The following is a 16,360-nucleotide window of genomic DNA, read 5'->3' as shown; positions in this document are numbered from 1 at the left end:
ACGGGCAGTTGATCTCCCACCTAACTCCTTCGTATTCGCCGAATTTTGAGGTGGGAGTCTTACTGCCCGTTAATGCGGGATAAAAAGAAAACCACTCCATATGAGTGGTTTTCTTCATCACTGCGCCATTTTCTTTCGGTACATCTTCCCGTTCCAGTAGAAGAATCGTGAAGTGAGACCTCCGTATTTCACAATGCGCCGTGCCATTTTGTGCATATTCTTTTGCGCTGATACCTTTTGGTCTGATAAATAAATACCAAGTAATCCTCGGCTTATGAGACGATGAAACTTCGCATGAGGCAAATCACCAATGCTCTTCTCTGCTTCTTCTACAAAATGTTTCATGCGATCTAATATAGCTTGCTCGTTTTCGTAATAACTACAGAAATTCAAATCCCCGCCTATACGATCTTCTTCTTGATCAATGAAATAATCAAGTAAAATGTGAAGTCCTTGTACGTAAGGAAAATATCCTTGTCTAATTTTCTCAATATCCTCATCATGTAATTCATCATGGAATGCATATGCCACAAGACAAAAGATTCCTAAAGTTGATCCTGCACAAGCCGAAAATTCAAACCAGCTCATCGGCGGCAAGTTTTCTTTATGAGCTTCAAACCATGTTTTTAGACGCGGTTCTCTTTCTTCTAACTTCACATGTTTATGAATTTGCAAATCACAATAATAACAAGCAAGCTCATGAAGAATTGGAGCAATTTTATCATAATGCTTCGTTTTCTTTAAAACATCCTGACACGTTTCAACGAGCTCATCTAAATAACCACCATCATCTTGATCATCACGATAACGATAATAATTACCGCCTCCTTCAACTTCAGGACTTAATGCCATTACCATCGACTCATGAAGAGCCGCAAAGTCTTTCGGATCAAGTGATGTACTACGGTCACATAAATTATCCAAATAGTCGCTAATCGTTTGATATGCTACGATAAAACGAATACATTCCTCTCGATGTTCATTTGCTAGCAGCGCTAAAATGCCACCGCCCTCGCAATGAAACGTTTTATTCTCAATACTTGCGATTGCCTGACTATGAAGCTCATCATTCGGAATATGGTAGGCACGCTCTTTCCACATCGCTAGCTCATGGTGTACAACCGGAAACACATCACGGTATACTTTCGCCATGAGCGTTATGGGATTACTCGGTACGTTCACTTCTTCCTTCATCTCCTCTGTTAAATGTACAAATAATGATTTATTTGTTTGTTTTTACTATATTATTGATATGAATTTCAGTAAATGACTGAATATAATTCAAAATTTCATCACGCTCATACTCATTTAATAACTCATGATAACAATTAGGCCATTCTTTATATGCCTTATCACTAATTTTAACATTATCAAACCACATGCGGACACGTGTTTTATCTACAAGTTTATCCTCACACGCCTGCATTAGCAAGAGTGGAACATCTGGAAAATCATCTATTTTCTCATGAGCAATCTCGATAGACTTAATCAATTCACTATACCAACGTACTGATACTTTGCGCAAGAACAATGAATCATTCTCCATCGCATCCCTCACTTCATGGTTACGAGTTGACATTTCTACAGTGAGATTTGTTGCAAATTGCAATTTTGGAGCAACGACATTTAATATTTTTGAAGCAGCACGAAGCGGAGCGGAAGGTGAAGCTAATACGCCTAAACAAGGCGAGCTTAGTACCATCCCATCTATATCCTCTCTTTTCGTTTCTTGCATCATACGAATAACAATAAGTCCTCCCATACTATGACCAAATAAAAAAATAGGCAACCTATATTTTCTTGCTTCTTTCACCCATAACTTTATTTCCTCTATGTATTCATCAAATGAATCGATATGTCCTCTATTTCTTGAAGTTGTTCCGTGTGCTGGAAGATCCCCCATAACGACGTGATAACCGCTATGATTCCACATTTCTGCAACTCCTTCATAACGCCCGTGATATTCCATAGCACCATGTACGATAATAATGACGGCTTTCGCTTCTTCCGCTTCATAGTTCCACATACGAAACTCCTCCATTTCACTCTTTTTCATAATTTGATACACTAAAACTAGTCTCTAGGAAAGGAAGGCTTTACATGATATATCCTTACAAAGAAAAAAATCCGAAAATTGCGAGTAGTGCTTTTATCGCTGACTACGTTACCATTACAGGCGATGTGACAATTGGCGAGGAATCAAGTATTTGGTTTAATACAGTCATCCGCGGTGATGTATCACCAACGATAATTGGAAATAGAGTAAATGTACAAGATCAATGTACACTTCACCAAAGCCCCCAGTATCCTCTTATTTTAGAAGATGACGTTACCGTTGGGCATCAAGTTATTTTACATAGCTGTCATATTAAAAAAGATGCTTTAGTTGGAATGGGCTCTATCATATTAGATGGCGCCGAAATTGGCGAAGGAGCTTTCATCGGTGCTGGTAGTCTCGTTTCACAAGGAAAGAAAATCCCTCCTAATACGTTAGCTTTCGGTCGTCCTGCGAAGGTCATTCGCGAATTAACAGAAGAGGACCGTAAAGATATGGAACGTATTCGCACACAATACGTTGAAAAAGGACAATATTATAAATCGTTACAAAAGTGATTTTATCGCTGCCAGTCTTATGGCAGCTTTTTTTATGAAAAAAGCTAACTTTTTCTTTACAAAACATTATTATTCCCTCAATAAAATCTTATTAAAATAGAAGTTAATAACTCCATATATATGTAAATGAGGGAGGAAAAATCTCATGAAGGTCAGTGGACTATATAAAATAGAATGTTACATTTTCAAAGGAATTAATCGCTACTTTGATCAAAAAACATTAAACATCTTTTTCAGCAATATTACCCATATCGGTGGTGCAAGTTTTTCCATTGCACTTACCCTATTCTTTTTAATTTTCGCAACAGGGAATTTGCATCAAGCTGCAATTGCAACTGCTATTTCTTTAACAATTAGCCATATTCCTGTGCAAATATTAAAAAGATGGTATCCACGAAAACGCCCTTATTTAACAATTCAAGATGCGAAATATCCAGTACAGCCTTTAAAAGATCATTCTTTTCCATCCGGACATACAACGGCTGTTTTCTCTGTCCTCATTCCATTTATTTGTTATAATCCAAACTTTCTTGCTTTTCTATTACCGTTAGCATTATGCGTCGGTATTTCCCGTATTTATTTAGGGCTTCATTATCCGTCAGATGTATTTGTAGGCATGTGCCTTGGCACTTGCTCTGGCATCATCTCTTTTTATCAACTCATTCCACTCATGTAAAGGAGCGATATGATGAGAGTCGCCATATTTACCGATACATTTACACCACAAGTCAACGGTGTGGCGAAAACTTTGGAACGTTTAACTAAATATTTTCAAAAAGAAAATATCGCCTATTCTGTTTTCGCCCCTCAGCATACGGCAGAAGATAATTTCGTAGCGAATGTGAACAAAATGAGAAGTATCCCGTTAACAATATTATATCCAGAATGTCGCTTTGCCTTTCCTACTCCGCGCATTAAACGGGAACTTCTTGCATTTAAACCTGATATCATTCACATTGCTACGCCTTTCAATATGGGACTTTGTGGGTTGTATTACGCAAAAAAATTGAACATCCCAGTCGTTGGTTCTTATCATACTGATTTTGACGCCTATTTACACTATTACAAAATTGAGTTTCTCTCCAGTATGTTATGGAACTATTTAAAGTGGTTTCATAGTCATATGCAAAAAAACTTTGTTCCTTCCCCTGAAACATTACATCAATTAAAGAAAAAAGGATTTCAACAGCTCTATATTTGGGGACGTGGTGTAGATTGTACTCTCTTTCATCCAACTTACAATAAAGACCTATTCCGAAAAAAATATAATATTACAGCGAAATATATTCTTTCCTACGTCGGACGCCTTGCTCCTGAAAAAGATATCGACACTCTTCAAACACTTATTCAAACGACAAACAAAGAACGTGACGATATTCATTGGCTCATCGCTGGAGATGGTCCTCTCGCAAAGGGCCTGCATGAAAATGTTCCAAAAACAAATGTAACCTTTACTGGATATTTACAAGGCACGAATTTAGCTGAAGTCTACGCTTCCTCCGATCTAATGGTATTTCCATCTACTACTGAAACATTTGGGAACGTCGTACTGGAATCACTCGCATGTGGTACACCTGTTATTGGTGCGAATAGTGGTGGGGTTAAAAATATCATTAAAGATGAAAAAACTGGATTTCTATGTGAACCCAAAAATGAGGACTCATTTTTATCATCTATTTATGAATTGTTAAATAATGAAGAAATGCGTAAACAAATGAGCCAAGATGCTCACTCTTATGCTGCTACAAAAAGCTGGGATGAAATTTCCAGTGATTTACTCATGCATTATGATGATGTTATTCAAAGTCGAAAAGCGGAAATGCTAGCTTAAACTCAGCTTATGTACCATCAATTTACAAGTGAAACTCCTATATTGTACAAAATATAGGAAAAGAGGTCATACTTCATAGTATGACCTCTCTTTATCTTGCACTTTTATTTAGCAGTTCAGTTGTTACATAGATATAATGAATAAAATTTGAACTTATTTTTCTTCCCCTTTTGTCTGAGCCGCATCGAATGTCCAGTTCAATTTCAATGTATCTCCTTGGAATACGTTTTGCTCTTCTCCATTATCTACAAATATGAATTTCACATAGAAAGTGTCATCCTTGCCTGGAGCAAGTCCGTTTCCTTCCCAGTTTACAACACCTTTTTGTACAAGATCAGGAATGTTACCATCAGCAGTAGCTTGTTTCAATTCAGACAAAGTAGTTTCCCATACAGGAACTGTGTTCTTGTCTATGTTCCATAAAAACTCCACTTTGACATGATCACCGAAATCAGCATTTCCATTATCACCCTTCGCATCTGTTACAGTGTAATCAGTAAGAAGATGAACGTCCTTAATTTTCAAAGTACCGCTGTTGATTAAGTGGAAATCGCGTTCTATTTGATCACCCGGTTTGATTTTGTCAACATCGATGATAACTTGTGGATCAATGCTCAAATCTAACGTACCAGCCGCAAATGTGTTTTCTGATACTTCTTTATCACTGAAGTAAGCAAACGTTCCGCCTCCGATTAAAGATAAACCAAGAACTGCAGATGCAACACCCATACCAAGTTTTTTCTTAAGACTCATTTTAATAATCCCCCTATTTTTATAATATCTAAGCTATTAAAAAGCTGATAAGTCCATATGAGGTAAAAACGAATTGTTTCCTTACTTGATGTCTTTTAGATTTATCTCTAAGATAGTCATTGAATTCTTAATAAAGAACTTCTCGTTTTATTTAAGAGCGACTATCGATATTTACAGAAGATGATATTTCTCCCTCTTTTATCAGCAGCCGCTCCTAAGACACCTTCTTTTTATCCCGCTATTTGTGGGCAGTAAAACTCCCACCTCAAAATTCGGCTGGAGCAAAGAAGTTAGGTGGAAGCCCTGCTGCCCGTAAACGCCCGATTGGTGAAGGCTAATAATCAGTGGGGGATGAACAAAACCCCCACTGATTATAGTTTCACTTTATTTCTTCGGTTCTAGACCGATCTGACGTAGGAAATCTGCCAGACCTTTTTTACCGATTGTTTCTTTTGGCTTAACAACTTCTGGAACGCCAACTTCTTTTTGTAAGAAGTTTTTCTCAATGAAGCGGACATCTGTCTCGTCTACGACACCGTCTTGATTGATGTCCTGCGGCAAGATAGATGCATCCTTCTTACCGTATACATCTACTACACTTTGCATATCGCGAATATCAATCAATCTGTCACCATTTACGTCCCCTGCAAGACCTTTAGCACCTAATGTAACATGTTGCCCGCGCATCTCACCATTTACAGAATATCCAGGAATGAATTTCTTCATCGATTTGAGATGTCCCGGAATATCGAAAACAACTGTGTATGCTTCAGTAGAAGCTGGGATACCATGAATGGTGAAGAATCCTTTATTATCAATTGTTCCCTGATATTTTTTACCTTTTGGTGACATCGCATATACTTGGGCACCGATTTTTGTATAATCCGCTTTTCTCAAGTACTGAGAGCCCTCAGACCCAATCAAAAATGCTTCCGGTTTGATGGAACCCTGCACTCTCGAATGCGTTGGAATGATATTAAAGTTTTCTGTTTTGAGATAAGGAATGGCAGTAGCTGCTGTTTGTCCAGCTTTCATATAAGACGCCTGTTTTACATTAAATCCGATAACATTATCGAAATATGCATCACTTACTAATTTGAACGTGACATCAAGGAAAGGCATATCTCCATCCATACCACTGAATGCATTCCCTTTCATAGATGCGCCGACCTTCACTGTATTAGTGTGAGTTCCTTCTGTCACGACAGGTTCTTGCAGCGATACTTCCAAGCCCTTGTCCTTCGCGTACTCGTTTACCGCATTGTTCAGTTTCACATTCTCAAACTTAAACAAATCTTTGATGAACTCGGCCTGGAATTCTCCAGATACAAGCTGCTTCACATTATTGAGACTCAGTGTCATCGTAACGTTATCGCCGACTTTCACATCTTTCTTATCGTAACTAGAAGTCGTATATTCCGTACCTTCTTTTACAAAGACATAGTTTTGTTTACCCATTGCCGTTGCCATATCAAACGTAGTCAAAGTTAAATGTAAAGGTTTTTTTGCAATATCACTTTCCTCAATTCCGAATTTTACATCTCCATTCGCTTGGATCGGGAAGTACCCATTTATGAATGGAGAGTTTGCAGAGTAACCCATGCTGTTGGATGATTGGTCATAGTTTAAGCCTTTTGATTGTAATACGTCCACTGTCTCATCCTTAGCCGTTCCATGTAACCATACTGCTTTTTGTCCATCCTCTTCCGTAAACATGGAGTCATTAATCTCGATCACTCCTGGTTTTTTATCCATATTTACTTCCGGTGCTGTATTGTCCACAATAAGCGGATTGTCTACAACATATGATTTCCCTTCCTCATCATGTGCAATCATTTCCAGTATATAATCGCCTACCGGAAGCTTCACAGGAAGATCGCCAATCGGCTTGGAAGGATCATTTGTAAATGGATAGACAGTACCGCTGAATACTCCTAGAAGAAAAGTTTCTACGTCTGTCGGCAATTTACTGATGTTCGCTGTTCCTATAAAACCTACAGCTTTCCCTGTTTTACTGTCCTTAACAAGCACATCGATTGTTTTCATTGGGCTATTCAACTTCATTATTCCGTGGACCATAGGGTTTAAATATTGCCAGAAAGGTGTTGTATTTGTTACGGATGGTGAAGTCGTTTTTATATATTCAAATCCCTTTTCCGTCACCATGACAGCGAATGGGATTTGATATGTTTCGGCCGGATTGTTCGCATTCGTCACATGGATATACCCTTCATATCTGCCTTTCGCTGCGCTAGCAGGAATCGTGATTTTCGGCTCCATCTCCTGTGATTGTCCACTTGCTACTGTAATAGAGCCTGGTACCTCAACTTTTACACCGTTCTTCGCTGCATCTTGAATACCTGTACGTTCGCCGTGATACTCCACTTCTAATTTAAAGGATTTTTCTTCCTTGCTGTGGTTTTGGACATTTACTTTTTTGCTCGCTTCAATCGGTTTATCCCCTTGCTTAACATGTCTGCCAAACACGATGGATCCTGTTTGTTCGTCAATTTCGACAACGTTTCCGTTCTCGACATTTTGTGTTTTGTCTAATACTTTAATGGATGTGTCCGTATGAACGGCTTGATACGCATCGATGCGCCCTGCGCCTACTTCGTATACGGAATTCTGACCATTCAAATCATCGGATGTATTCATAAGAGCCGCTTTTACATCGAAAGGAGTGTATTCTGGATGCTCCTGCAAAATCAATGCTGCTGTACCCGCTACGTGAGGGGTAGCCATAGAAGTACCAGACAAGCGTACATATGCATTGCCGTAATTTATACCGTCCTGCGGATCATTGATGTATTCCGGTGCAGTAGAGAAAACCGACACACCAGGAGCGACTACATCCGGCTTAATATCATAATTTCCGTTTACCGGGCCACGGGAGCTGAAATCAGCTAAGTGATCACCTTCCGTTTTTGTATTGCCCAGCGTCTCGAATTTGAAAGATACTTCACCTAGCGCCTTTAACCGTTCTCCATCCGCTTTTGACAGACGGAAAGATGGAATAAGACCTACCCCCTCACCTAAGTAGGCGGATATTTGTCCGTCAGCATTGTTATACACGATAACAGCTTTCGCTCCGGCTTTTTTAGCATTTTTGATTTTTTCATCAAACGTAATTTCCCCGCGTTGAATCAGCGCAATTTTCCCGCTCAAATCTTTTCCAGTAAAATCAGCTTCTTTACCAAGTCCCGCAAATACAATCGGTAAGGTTTGCCCTTGTAGATCTTCTAACTTATCAGGAAAATCTTTACCTAATAGCTGCATATTTTCAAATTTTTCGTTAGATACACTTGCGCTGAATGTAGGAATAGACATGGCAGCATCACTTGCCCCTACTGAAATACCAAGAGCTGCCGTTCCCGGGGAACCAAGCGTTTTTTCGTTTGGCCCGGCGTTACCTGCGGCAACAACTGTTACCACACCTGAAAGCATAGCGTTATTTGTCGCGACAGAAGTAGCATATAACGGATCGTTAGTCTGCGCACCAAGTGACATATTGATAACGTCCATACCATCTGCAATCGCTTTATCTATTCCAGCAAGAATTCCTGCTGTATTACCTCCGCCCCAAGGACCTAATACTCTATAAGCATATAAATCTACATCAGGTGCTACACCTTTCACAGCATAATCCGCATTGTTTTTCTTTTGAGCTGCAATCGTTCCTGCTACATGTGTACCATGGTTTGTATAATACACATAGCCAGGAGATGTTGGCTTACCAGCTTTTATCCAGTCCTCGTATGTCGTTTCCATCGGATCTGCATCGTTATCTACAAAATCATATCCGCCTTTATAGGCACCTTTTAAGTCAGGATGATTATAGTCAACACCTGTATCAAGAACGCCGACTTTAATCTCTTTACCTGTAATGTTTTCTGCATGAAGCTTGTCCACGCCAATTTGCGGAATACTGTCCGCCATTTTCGGATCGATTGTTTCTTTTGTTTCTACCGGAGGTTCCACTTTTACCTCGTAATCTTTAAAGACACGTTTTACTACTCCAGATTGGATCAACTCCTGCACAGCCACACCAGGTAAAGTCATCGCTACGCCGTTGATCGCATTCTTATATTCGCGTGTAACCTTCACTTTTTTCGTATCGTAAGTGCCGGCATCCTTCTTCGATTTTAAGGATTCGACATGTTGTTTGAACACTTTATGCTCTTCATCCACTTTTGCTTGCGCAGTAGTAGTAGTTATTTTCTTCCCTTTCGCCGCTTGTTTCATCACTTCAATTTTTGCTGGAGCTTGATTGAATTCCACGATAACGTTAACTAATTCAGGACTATTAGAATCAATATCAGGTGAAATCGTAAAATTAGGACTTACATCTAGCTGTTCCAACGCTTTTCTTTGTTCTGGAGACAGATTCATTAGTACCTGTTCCGCATTATCAACTGGCTTCAATTCAACCGCACTTTCTGCCAATACGTTATACGGAATACCTTGTGACAATAGCATACCAGTAACTAAAGTTCCTGTAAGAACCCTCCCAAATTTCCCTCTCTTCATACAAGTTCCCCCATCTAAATTTATTTGTATTTGTAGTCATTGCATAACATAAATTTCCGAAGCTTTTAGACTACGACTCTACTTTCTTATCTTATTAAATTTAAACTTTTCTGAAAATTATCAAAAAGTAATATTTTTTTAGTTATTAGTTCTATACCGTATAGTACAAAAGAACTACCCCGCACTTTATTATTTTGAGTAAAATAATAAAACACAGGGTAGTTCTTTTAAATGATTTTCATTTAAGAAAATGGAACAAGCTGATTTCGCACGGCATATATGACTGCTTGTGAACGGCTTTTCACATTTAGTTTTCTGAAAATCTTATTTATATGGATTTTAACTGTCTTGTCACTGATATATAGAGCTTCAGCAATTTCCTTATTGCTAAAACCTTTGACCAATTCAAACAGTATTTCTTTTTCGCGCTCTGTTAGTTCATTTTCATTTGATTCTGATTTCGTTTGCTGATGATATGTAATCAACTTTTTAGTCATACGCGGATGAATCACAGAATCTCCTTGTAATACCATTCGGATTGCCGCCACTACCTGCTCGGATGATGAATCCTTCAGTAAATAACCGTCTGCACCTGCCCGAAGAGCAGCCATCAAGTATTCATCATGTTCATACATAGTCAATACGAGAACACGGCAGTTCGGATACTGATCTTTCACGAGTGATGTGGCCTCAATACCATTTTTCCCCGGCAAATTAATATCCATTAAAATACAATCAGGCCTACAATCTTCCACTTTCTTTACTACCTCATCCCCGGAAACAGCTTCTCCAACTACTCGCATATCAGATTCGAGTTCCAATATACTTCGAATTCCATCACGCAAAACAGTATGATCATCCACTACTAATATTCGAATCATGATACCCCTCCCCCATTTCTGAATCTGGAATTAACAATGTGATTTCTGTACCTTTTCCTACTGAACTATCAATCTGAAGGGTAGCCCCTAGCTGTTCAGCCTGTTCATTCATATGTAATATACCATAATGCGGCTCATGCTTTGCTTTAATCATAGATTCAAAAAGAGAAAAGCCAATTCCGTTATCCTTTACCTTTAAAAGTACATGTTCCCGTTGATAGCTTAGTAAAATGTCAACTTTATCTGCCTTTGCATGCTTTATAATGTTCTGCAAGCTCTCCTGTAAAGTATCGAAGATGACTCGTTCTTTCGTAAAACTAAGTTTTCGAGAACGGCCTCTTTCATGATATAGAATGGCTAGACCATATTCTTGTTTTAAGGATTGAACTTTATTTATAATTGCTTGTTTTAGTCCTAATCTTTGTGTTGGATATGGCTTTAAAGCATAAATAGAATAACGAACTTCACTTAAACTCTTCCGTAATTTTTTTATGCTTGTATCTACCACTTGCTGCATGTCCTTTGGTCGATCTGCATATTTTTTCTGAGCTGACTCCATCTGAAATATCACTCCAGCCAATGCTTGTGCGATTCCATCGTGGATTTCACGAGCAATTCGATTTCTTTCTTCTAAAATCGTTCTTTTTTCCTGTTCAGAGACGAGTGTCCGTGTTTTAAGCAAGCTACCTAATTGATTGGCAAACGTAGCTAAAGTCTGTACATCTTCAGTAATAAAACTCGCACTCCTGCTTTTCCCTGCCACAAACATTCCAACTAATTCATGATTTACCTTAAGAGGTAAATATACAAGCGAGCGCATAGTATTTTCAAACACTTCATCTCCCGGAGCCATACCTGTTTTCCAATCAGTAACAACAACAGTTTCTGATATCTCTTCAAACTTCTTATGCAGGTCAGAATAATTAGAAATATCACGACGTACTTTTCCATCCTTTAATAAAAGTGTCCAGTTCTCTTCATCTTTTGCCCATAAAACATATGCCTGTATTCCTAGAAATCCTTTCAGTGATTGTTTCATCTGCTGTAAGTTGCCGGCAGATAGTCCACGACTTAATTCCGTCGTAATGGAAAAAAGCTTATATAATCGTTCTTTTTCCACCCGTATTTGTCTAACGAAAGAGCTAATGATACAGATTGCCACAAGCGGGAAAAAGAAGAACAGAACCATAATTTCATCCATCACTCCACGATATCGGTAATCTAAAATATGTATAAGTGAAGAATAAAATAAACAAAAACTCAAACTCAAGAGTACTAACATATTCTTTTTACGCCACTCTTCTAGCGGATAGGGCTGAGGAAGAAGTATGATTAAAAGATCGTAAAATAAACCGTTAAAAAGGCAAAGGAATGCGCTGAATAAAAACAAAATTATGAATTTTTCATATAAAACTGAAAGATTCATTCCAGAAATAAAAAGAGAGAAACATTCACCGGAAAGCCATTCTGCTAATACGATACTAAGAGCAAGTTGCGCACAATTAAATACTGTCCTTTGCATAGATAAGCGGCGAAACAATTGGATACATAACATCACACCCACACACGAAACAACAGTTATATGCATCCCAAACTGCCAATTCATTGTATAAATAAGTGTAAGGCTGAGTGTGATTCCCCCTCTCCAAATGCGGATAGGAAAATACTCAGTAATTCCCATAAACATAATTAACAACAAAAGCAGTATAAGATGGGAAGGCATTTCACTTAAAAATAAGGAAATAATAACAGCAATTAAACCAAGAAAAGAGATAGAATAAATATAAAAACTAGCTACTTGCTCTCTCATAGAAGTAAAATCTATCTTTTTCAAAACGATCCCTCCCTCAAAAAATTTATCCCGCTATTTACGGGCAGTAAGACTCCCACCTCAAAAGTCAGGTGGGAGCCCTGCTGCCCGTAAACGCCCGATTGGTGAAGGCTAATAATCAGTAGGGAATGAACAAAACCCCAACTGATTATAGTTTCACTTTATTATCATCATTATCTACTAAAAAACCGGCACTGGCAAAATGAGAATGTTCCCATTAGCCAATAACCGGTTGTGCGCTGTCCCTTAGAAGGGGTGACACAATATTAGTATAAAACAGGCCTCTCTATTCCGCTACCCATCAAATGTTATATTTGTAAATATATTCTATGTTTATCGTATAGAACTAAAGATGTATATGAATCACTTTCATAATTGTTTGTGTGGAGCTGCTCCGCAACCAAACGTGACCTTTACTGGCTATTTACAACGTGAAGGGAGTTTATTACACAATTATAAAATTTCGTTTACTAAATGATACATAAAGTGAAATATCGCTTTATTTCTATATTCATTATAGCAAAAAGACACATAACTAAACAGATTTGTAATAAAAACCCATAAAAATTAAAATATGGTTATACAGTGTTTTTACTGTATGATGATTTTAAGAAATTCCCCTTAAAATCAACTTACTCACATACCTTTATACAGTAATTGTTCCCCAATTTCTGTATATCAAAAAACCTTTCATTCATTTGAAAGGTTTTTTTGAACCTGTACATATTCTTCTTTCGTATTCACATTTATAAACCATTCTGCATTTGCTTGTACATCTTCTCCGGCAACATATTTCACATTACATTGTGATAAAAGCTGCCCCATGCTTCTTTTCTCTTCCTGAAGTAAAGTGTAAATCTTCTCTTTCACACGGTTATGATACGCCGCAAGTAACGGTTGTTTTCTTCCATTAATAATAGGTACAACCGCATCACACTCATCACTCGTTTGTTCTAATAAAATAGTAAACCACTCTTGCGAAACATTTGGTGCATCGCAAGGCATAATAGCGTACCAATCTGCTTCGATATATTCCATTCCTGATACAATTCCAGCAAGCGGACCGTTTCCTTTATAATGCGGAATATCTTCTATAACGGGAACTTGTACTAATTGCTCCACTCGCTCTTTTATATCAGAATGACTAATGACTACAACTTCTTGAAGCGTACTTGTCATCACTTTCAAAATATGCTCAACAAAAGTACTCCCACCCCAGCTCGCTAATGCTTTGGGCTCACCGAATCTACTCGACATACCTCCTGCTAATACAATTCCAGCCCACTTACTCATTGGCGATGCAGCTCAAATGAAATATGACCTAATTCCGGTAAAATTAACTTATTCATCGCAAGACGAACCGCTCCGCTAGACCCTGGCATCGAAAAGACAACTTTACGCCCGATTGTACCGCCGATTGCTCTACTTAACATCGCACTACTTCCGATATCCTCCAAATAACTAATCATACGGAACAACTCACCAAATCCAACAATTTCTTTATCTAATAACACTGACACTGCCTCAATCGTTACATCACGTTTCGTAATACCCGTTCCACCATTCGTTAACACAACATCAACATCTTCCCTATGATAACCAGCTAACACAGCCTGCTGAATACTTTCTTTATCATCTTTCACAATTTCATAAGAGGTCACTTTATGCCCTGCTTCTATTAATAATGCATGTAACAATTGACCACTCTTATCCGTCTCTTCCGTACGTGTATCGGAAATCGTTACAATCTTACAACGCACTTCTTTTGGCGCTTGTTTTTTATGTTCAGTTACACTCATTTTTCATCTTCCCCTTCTTAAAAGCTTTTCTTCATTTTATCATACATATCTTTACACAATTCTGTATGAAGCCACCGATACGTCATGATACAATATAAGTATGAAAACCCACAAAAAGGAATTTAAATAGGTATACTATTTCCATTTCTTATACTCCTAGCTTTCACATCATTAGCTACTATTTATCTCTTCTTATGTTTTCTACATAATAGGTTTAGTTTTTAAATTTACAATACAAAATAATTCGGAGGTTCACATACTATGGAACTTTATAAAAAATTAACAACGACATTCATCCTCTTATTTGTCGCTTCCATCACTGTCGGCTTTTCTTTAAAAGGCGCAATTCCATACGCTACATTAGTGAGTATTATATTCGCAACGCTATTTTTACTGAGCAGTGCTTTTTGCGCAGGAAAAGCGCGTCAACTGAAAGGTTGATTGTCTATGTTCCGTAAGAAATCAATCCTTTGTAAATTATGTGAAAAGGAAATACAAACGTATGAAAAAACATGGATTCACATGCCATTTCCGGCAAGTGGTATGACAAATATGAAGAAGTATATTGAGCGAGACGGGGAAGTTTATTGTAGTTCTTGCATTCAAGTAGTAAATAAAGTGAAACTTTAATCAGTGGGGGTTTTGTTCTTCCCCACTGATTATTAGCCTTCACCAATCGGGCTTTTACGGGCAGTTAGCCTCCTGCCTAACTTTTTTGCTTTACAGCCGAATTTTGAGGTGGGAGGCTTACTGCCCGTTAATGCGGGATAAAACCAAATAAAAAAAGCTTTGCGACACGCGCAAAGCTTTTTTTTCATATATTATAGACCAGCTTGCTCTTTTAAAGTAGCTGCTTTGTCTGTACGTTCCCATGTAAGATCTACATCAGTACGTCCGAAGTGGCCGTAAGCTGCTGTTTGTTTGTAAATTGGGCGACGTAAGTCTAGCATTTTAATAATACCAGCTGGGCGAAGATCGAAGTTGTTACGAACTAGTTCCACTAGTACGTCTTCAGATACTTTACCAGTGCCAAATGTATCAACTGAAATTGATACTGGTTGCGCTACGCCGATTGCGTATGCAAGTTGTACTTCTGCTTTGTCAGCAAGACCAGCTGCTACGATGTTTTTCGCAACATAACGAGCTGCATATGCTGCTGAACGGTCAACTTTCGTTGCATCTTTACCAGAGAATGCACCACCGCCATGGCGAGCGTATCCACCGTAAGTATCAACGATGATTTTACGTCCTGTTAAACCAGCATCACCTTGTGGTCCACCAATTACGAAGCGGCCAGTTGGGTTAATAAAGAATTTCGTTTCTCCATCCATTAATTCTGCTGGAACTACAGCTTTAATTACATGTTCTTTTAAATCGCGATCGATTTCTTCCCATGTAACATCTGGATGATGCTGTGTAGAAATTACAATTGTATCCACACGTACAGGTTTACCATTTTCATCATACTCAACTGTAACTTGCGTTTTTCCATCCGGACGTAAGTATGATAATGTGTCATCTTTACGTACTTCAGTTAAACGACGAGCTAATTTGTGAGCAAGCGAGATTGGAAGTGGCATTAATTCTTGTGTTTCATTACATGCGAAGCCAAACATTAAACCTTGGTCTCCTGCACCAATTGCCTCAATCTCAGCGTCAGTCATTAGACCTTCGCGTGCTTCTAGCGCTTGGTCAACACCCATAGCGATGTCAGCAGATTGCTCATCGATAGATGTTAAAACTGCACAAGTTTCTGCATCGAATCCATATTTTGCGCGTGTGTAACCAATGCCTTGAATTGTTTCACGAACGATTTTTGGAATATCTACGTAAGTAGAAGTCGTAATTTCCCCCGCTACCAATACTAAACCAGTTGTTACAGTGGTTTCACAAGCTACACGTGCATTTGCGTCCTTTGCTAAGATCGCATCTAAAATTGAATCAGAAATTTGGTCACAAATTTTATCTGGATGTCCTTCAGTTACAGACTCAGATGTGAACAGATGACGTTTTTTTGTCATGTGGTAAACCTCCCTACAGTAATTGTATATATTGTACGGAACTCATCCTTAATTTGCCACAAACTGCGACATACATTTATTCTCCCACACAAGCATACAGA

At 38.4% G+C, this 16,360-nt stretch carries 14 protein-coding genes; 5 read left to right on the top strand and 9 right to left on the bottom strand.

The genetic code is table 11. The features are described from left to right. Positions 1-117: 117 nt before the first annotated feature. Positions 118-1,182: a tetraprenyl-beta-curcumene synthase family protein gene (locus tag JTF23_RS12065; protein WP_002199075.1), complete on the bottom strand. Its 1,065-nt coding sequence runs from the start codon at positions 1,180-1,182 to the stop codon at positions 118-120. Between the two features lie 40 nt (positions 1,183-1,222). Then, positions 1,223-2,026 carry an alpha/beta hydrolase gene (locus JTF23_RS12060; RefSeq protein WP_204208847.1) on the bottom strand — a complete coding sequence of 268 codons (804 nt, stop codon included), beginning with the start codon at positions 2,024-2,026 and terminating at the stop codon, positions 1,223-1,225. 74 nt (positions 2,027-2,100) lie between these two features. Between JTF23_RS12060 and JTF23_RS12055 the strand changes: the two genes are divergently transcribed. The 3 genes from JTF23_RS12055 to JTF23_RS12045 all read left to right on the top strand — a co-directional run bounded on the left by JTF23_RS12055 (position 2,101) and on the right by JTF23_RS12045 (position 4,444). Continuing rightward, positions 2,101-2,613, top strand: a complete 513-nt coding sequence (locus JTF23_RS12055) for a gamma carbonic anhydrase (protein ID WP_105585966.1) — start codon at positions 2,101-2,103, stop codon at positions 2,611-2,613. A 145-nt stretch (positions 2,614-2,758) separates the two neighbouring features. Continuing rightward, positions 2,759-3,289 (top strand): phosphatase PAP2 family protein, encoded by a 531-nt coding sequence (locus tag JTF23_RS12050; RefSeq protein ID WP_204208846.1) that lies wholly within the window; start codon positions 2,759-2,761, stop codon positions 3,287-3,289. 12 nt (positions 3,290-3,301) lie between these two features. Beyond that, positions 3,302-4,444, top strand: coding sequence for a glycosyltransferase family 4 protein (locus JTF23_RS12045; RefSeq protein WP_204208845.1), 1,143 nt, complete (start codon positions 3,302-3,304; stop codon positions 4,442-4,444). A 153-nt stretch (positions 4,445-4,597) separates the two neighbouring features. On the opposite strand, the gene JTF23_RS12040 is transcribed toward JTF23_RS12045, so the two are convergent. From JTF23_RS12040 to JTF23_RS12015, 6 genes are all read right to left on the bottom strand, one after another. Beyond that, positions 4,598-5,197: a TasA family protein gene (locus JTF23_RS12040; RefSeq protein ID WP_204208844.1), complete on the bottom strand. Its 600-nt coding sequence runs from the start codon at positions 5,195-5,197 to the stop codon at positions 4,598-4,600. Between the two features lie 384 nt (positions 5,198-5,581). Further along, positions 5,582-9,727: a S8 family serine peptidase gene (locus JTF23_RS12035; protein WP_204208843.1), complete on the bottom strand. Its 4,146-nt coding sequence runs from the start codon at positions 9,725-9,727 to the stop codon at positions 5,582-5,584. 242 nt (positions 9,728-9,969) lie between these two features. Beyond that, the gene (locus JTF23_RS12030; RefSeq protein WP_002160145.1) at positions 9,970-10,608 is read right to left on the bottom strand and encodes a response regulator; all 639 of its coding nucleotides are present in this window, start codon (positions 10,606-10,608) and stop codon (positions 9,970-9,972) included. Further along, positions 10,583-12,442: a GAF domain-containing sensor histidine kinase gene (locus JTF23_RS12025; protein ID WP_204208842.1), complete on the bottom strand. Its 1,860-nt coding sequence runs from the start codon at positions 12,440-12,442 to the stop codon at positions 10,583-10,585. Before JTF23_RS12025 ends, JTF23_RS12030 begins: the two co-directional genes overlap by 26 nt. Before the next feature lie 687 nt (positions 12,443-13,129). Beyond that, on the bottom strand, positions 13,130-13,732 hold the full coding sequence (locus tag JTF23_RS12020) for a molybdenum cofactor guanylyltransferase (RefSeq protein ID WP_002160143.1): 603 nt from the start codon (positions 13,730-13,732) through the stop codon (positions 13,130-13,132). Continuing rightward, the gene (locus tag JTF23_RS12015; RefSeq protein ID WP_204208841.1) at positions 13,729-14,238 is read right to left on the bottom strand and encodes a MogA/MoaB family molybdenum cofactor biosynthesis protein; all 510 of its coding nucleotides are present in this window, start codon (positions 14,236-14,238) and stop codon (positions 13,729-13,731) included. The genes JTF23_RS12020 and JTF23_RS12015 overlap by 4 nt, the downstream gene beginning before the upstream one ends. Positions 14,239-14,499: 261 nt before the next feature. On the opposite strand from JTF23_RS12015, the gene JTF23_RS12010 reads away from it, so the two are divergent. Next, positions 14,500-14,679, top strand: a complete 180-nt coding sequence (locus JTF23_RS12010; protein ID WP_002067722.1) for a hypothetical protein — start codon at positions 14,500-14,502, stop codon at positions 14,677-14,679. 6 nt (positions 14,680-14,685) lie between these two features. Next, positions 14,686-14,868 (top strand): hypothetical protein, encoded by a 183-nt coding sequence (locus JTF23_RS12005; protein ID WP_204208840.1) that lies wholly within the window; start codon positions 14,686-14,688, stop codon positions 14,866-14,868. Between the two features lie 191 nt (positions 14,869-15,059). Here JTF23_RS12005 and metK read toward each other — a convergent pair whose 3' ends face one another. After that, the gene (metK, locus tag JTF23_RS12000) at positions 15,060-16,259 is read right to left on the bottom strand and encodes a methionine adenosyltransferase (protein WP_002112417.1); all 1,200 of its coding nucleotides are present in this window, start codon (positions 16,257-16,259) and stop codon (positions 15,060-15,062) included. Between the last annotated feature and the right edge of the window lie 101 nt (positions 16,260-16,360).

This window comes from Bacillus sp. RIT 809, from assembly GCF_016892495.1.
Lineage (GTDB): Bacteria > Bacillota > Bacilli > Bacillales > Bacillaceae_G > Bacillus_A > Bacillus_A cereus_U.
Note: the sequence above shows the minus strand (reverse complement) of the source record. Positions and strands in the feature narration are given on the sequence as shown.

Excerpts from the sequence above, each read along its gene's own strand:
- JTF23_RS12060 (WP_204208847.1), bottom strand. The coding sequence starts at position 2,026 with ATGTGGAACTATGAAGCGGAAGAAGCGAAAGCCGTCATTATTATCGTA.
- JTF23_RS12055 (WP_105585966.1), top strand. The coding sequence starts at position 2,101 with ATGATATATCCTTACAAAGAAAAAAATCCGAAAATTGCGAGTAGTGCT.
- JTF23_RS12050 (WP_204208846.1), top strand. The coding sequence starts at position 2,759 with ATGAAGGTCAGTGGACTATATAAAATAGAATGTTACATTTTCAAAGGA.
- JTF23_RS12045 (WP_204208845.1), top strand. The coding sequence starts at position 3,302 with ATGAGAGTCGCCATATTTACCGATACATTTACACCACAAGTCAACGGT.
- JTF23_RS12040 (WP_204208844.1), bottom strand. The coding sequence starts at position 5,197 with ATGAGTCTTAAGAAAAAACTTGGTATGGGTGTTGCATCTGCAGTTCTT.
- JTF23_RS12035 (WP_204208843.1), bottom strand. The coding sequence starts at position 9,727 with ATGAAGAGAGGGAAATTTGGGAGGGTTCTTACAGGAACTTTAGTTACT.
- JTF23_RS12030 (WP_002160145.1), bottom strand. The coding sequence starts at position 10,608 with ATGATTCGAATATTAGTAGTGGATGATCATACTGTTTTGCGTGATGGA.
- JTF23_RS12020 (WP_002160143.1), bottom strand. The coding sequence starts at position 13,732 with ATGAGTAAGTGGGCTGGAATTGTATTAGCAGGAGGTATGTCGAGTAGA.
- JTF23_RS12015 (WP_204208841.1), bottom strand. The coding sequence starts at position 14,238 with ATGAGTGTAACTGAACATAAAAAACAAGCGCCAAAAGAAGTGCGTTGT.
- JTF23_RS12010 (WP_002067722.1), top strand. The coding sequence starts at position 14,500 with ATGGAACTTTATAAAAAATTAACAACGACATTCATCCTCTTATTTGTC.
- JTF23_RS12005 (WP_204208840.1), top strand. The coding sequence starts at position 14,686 with ATGTTCCGTAAGAAATCAATCCTTTGTAAATTATGTGAAAAGGAAATA.
- metK (WP_002112417.1), bottom strand. The coding sequence starts at position 16,259 with ATGACAAAAAAACGTCATCTGTTCACATCTGAGTCTGTAACTGAAGGA.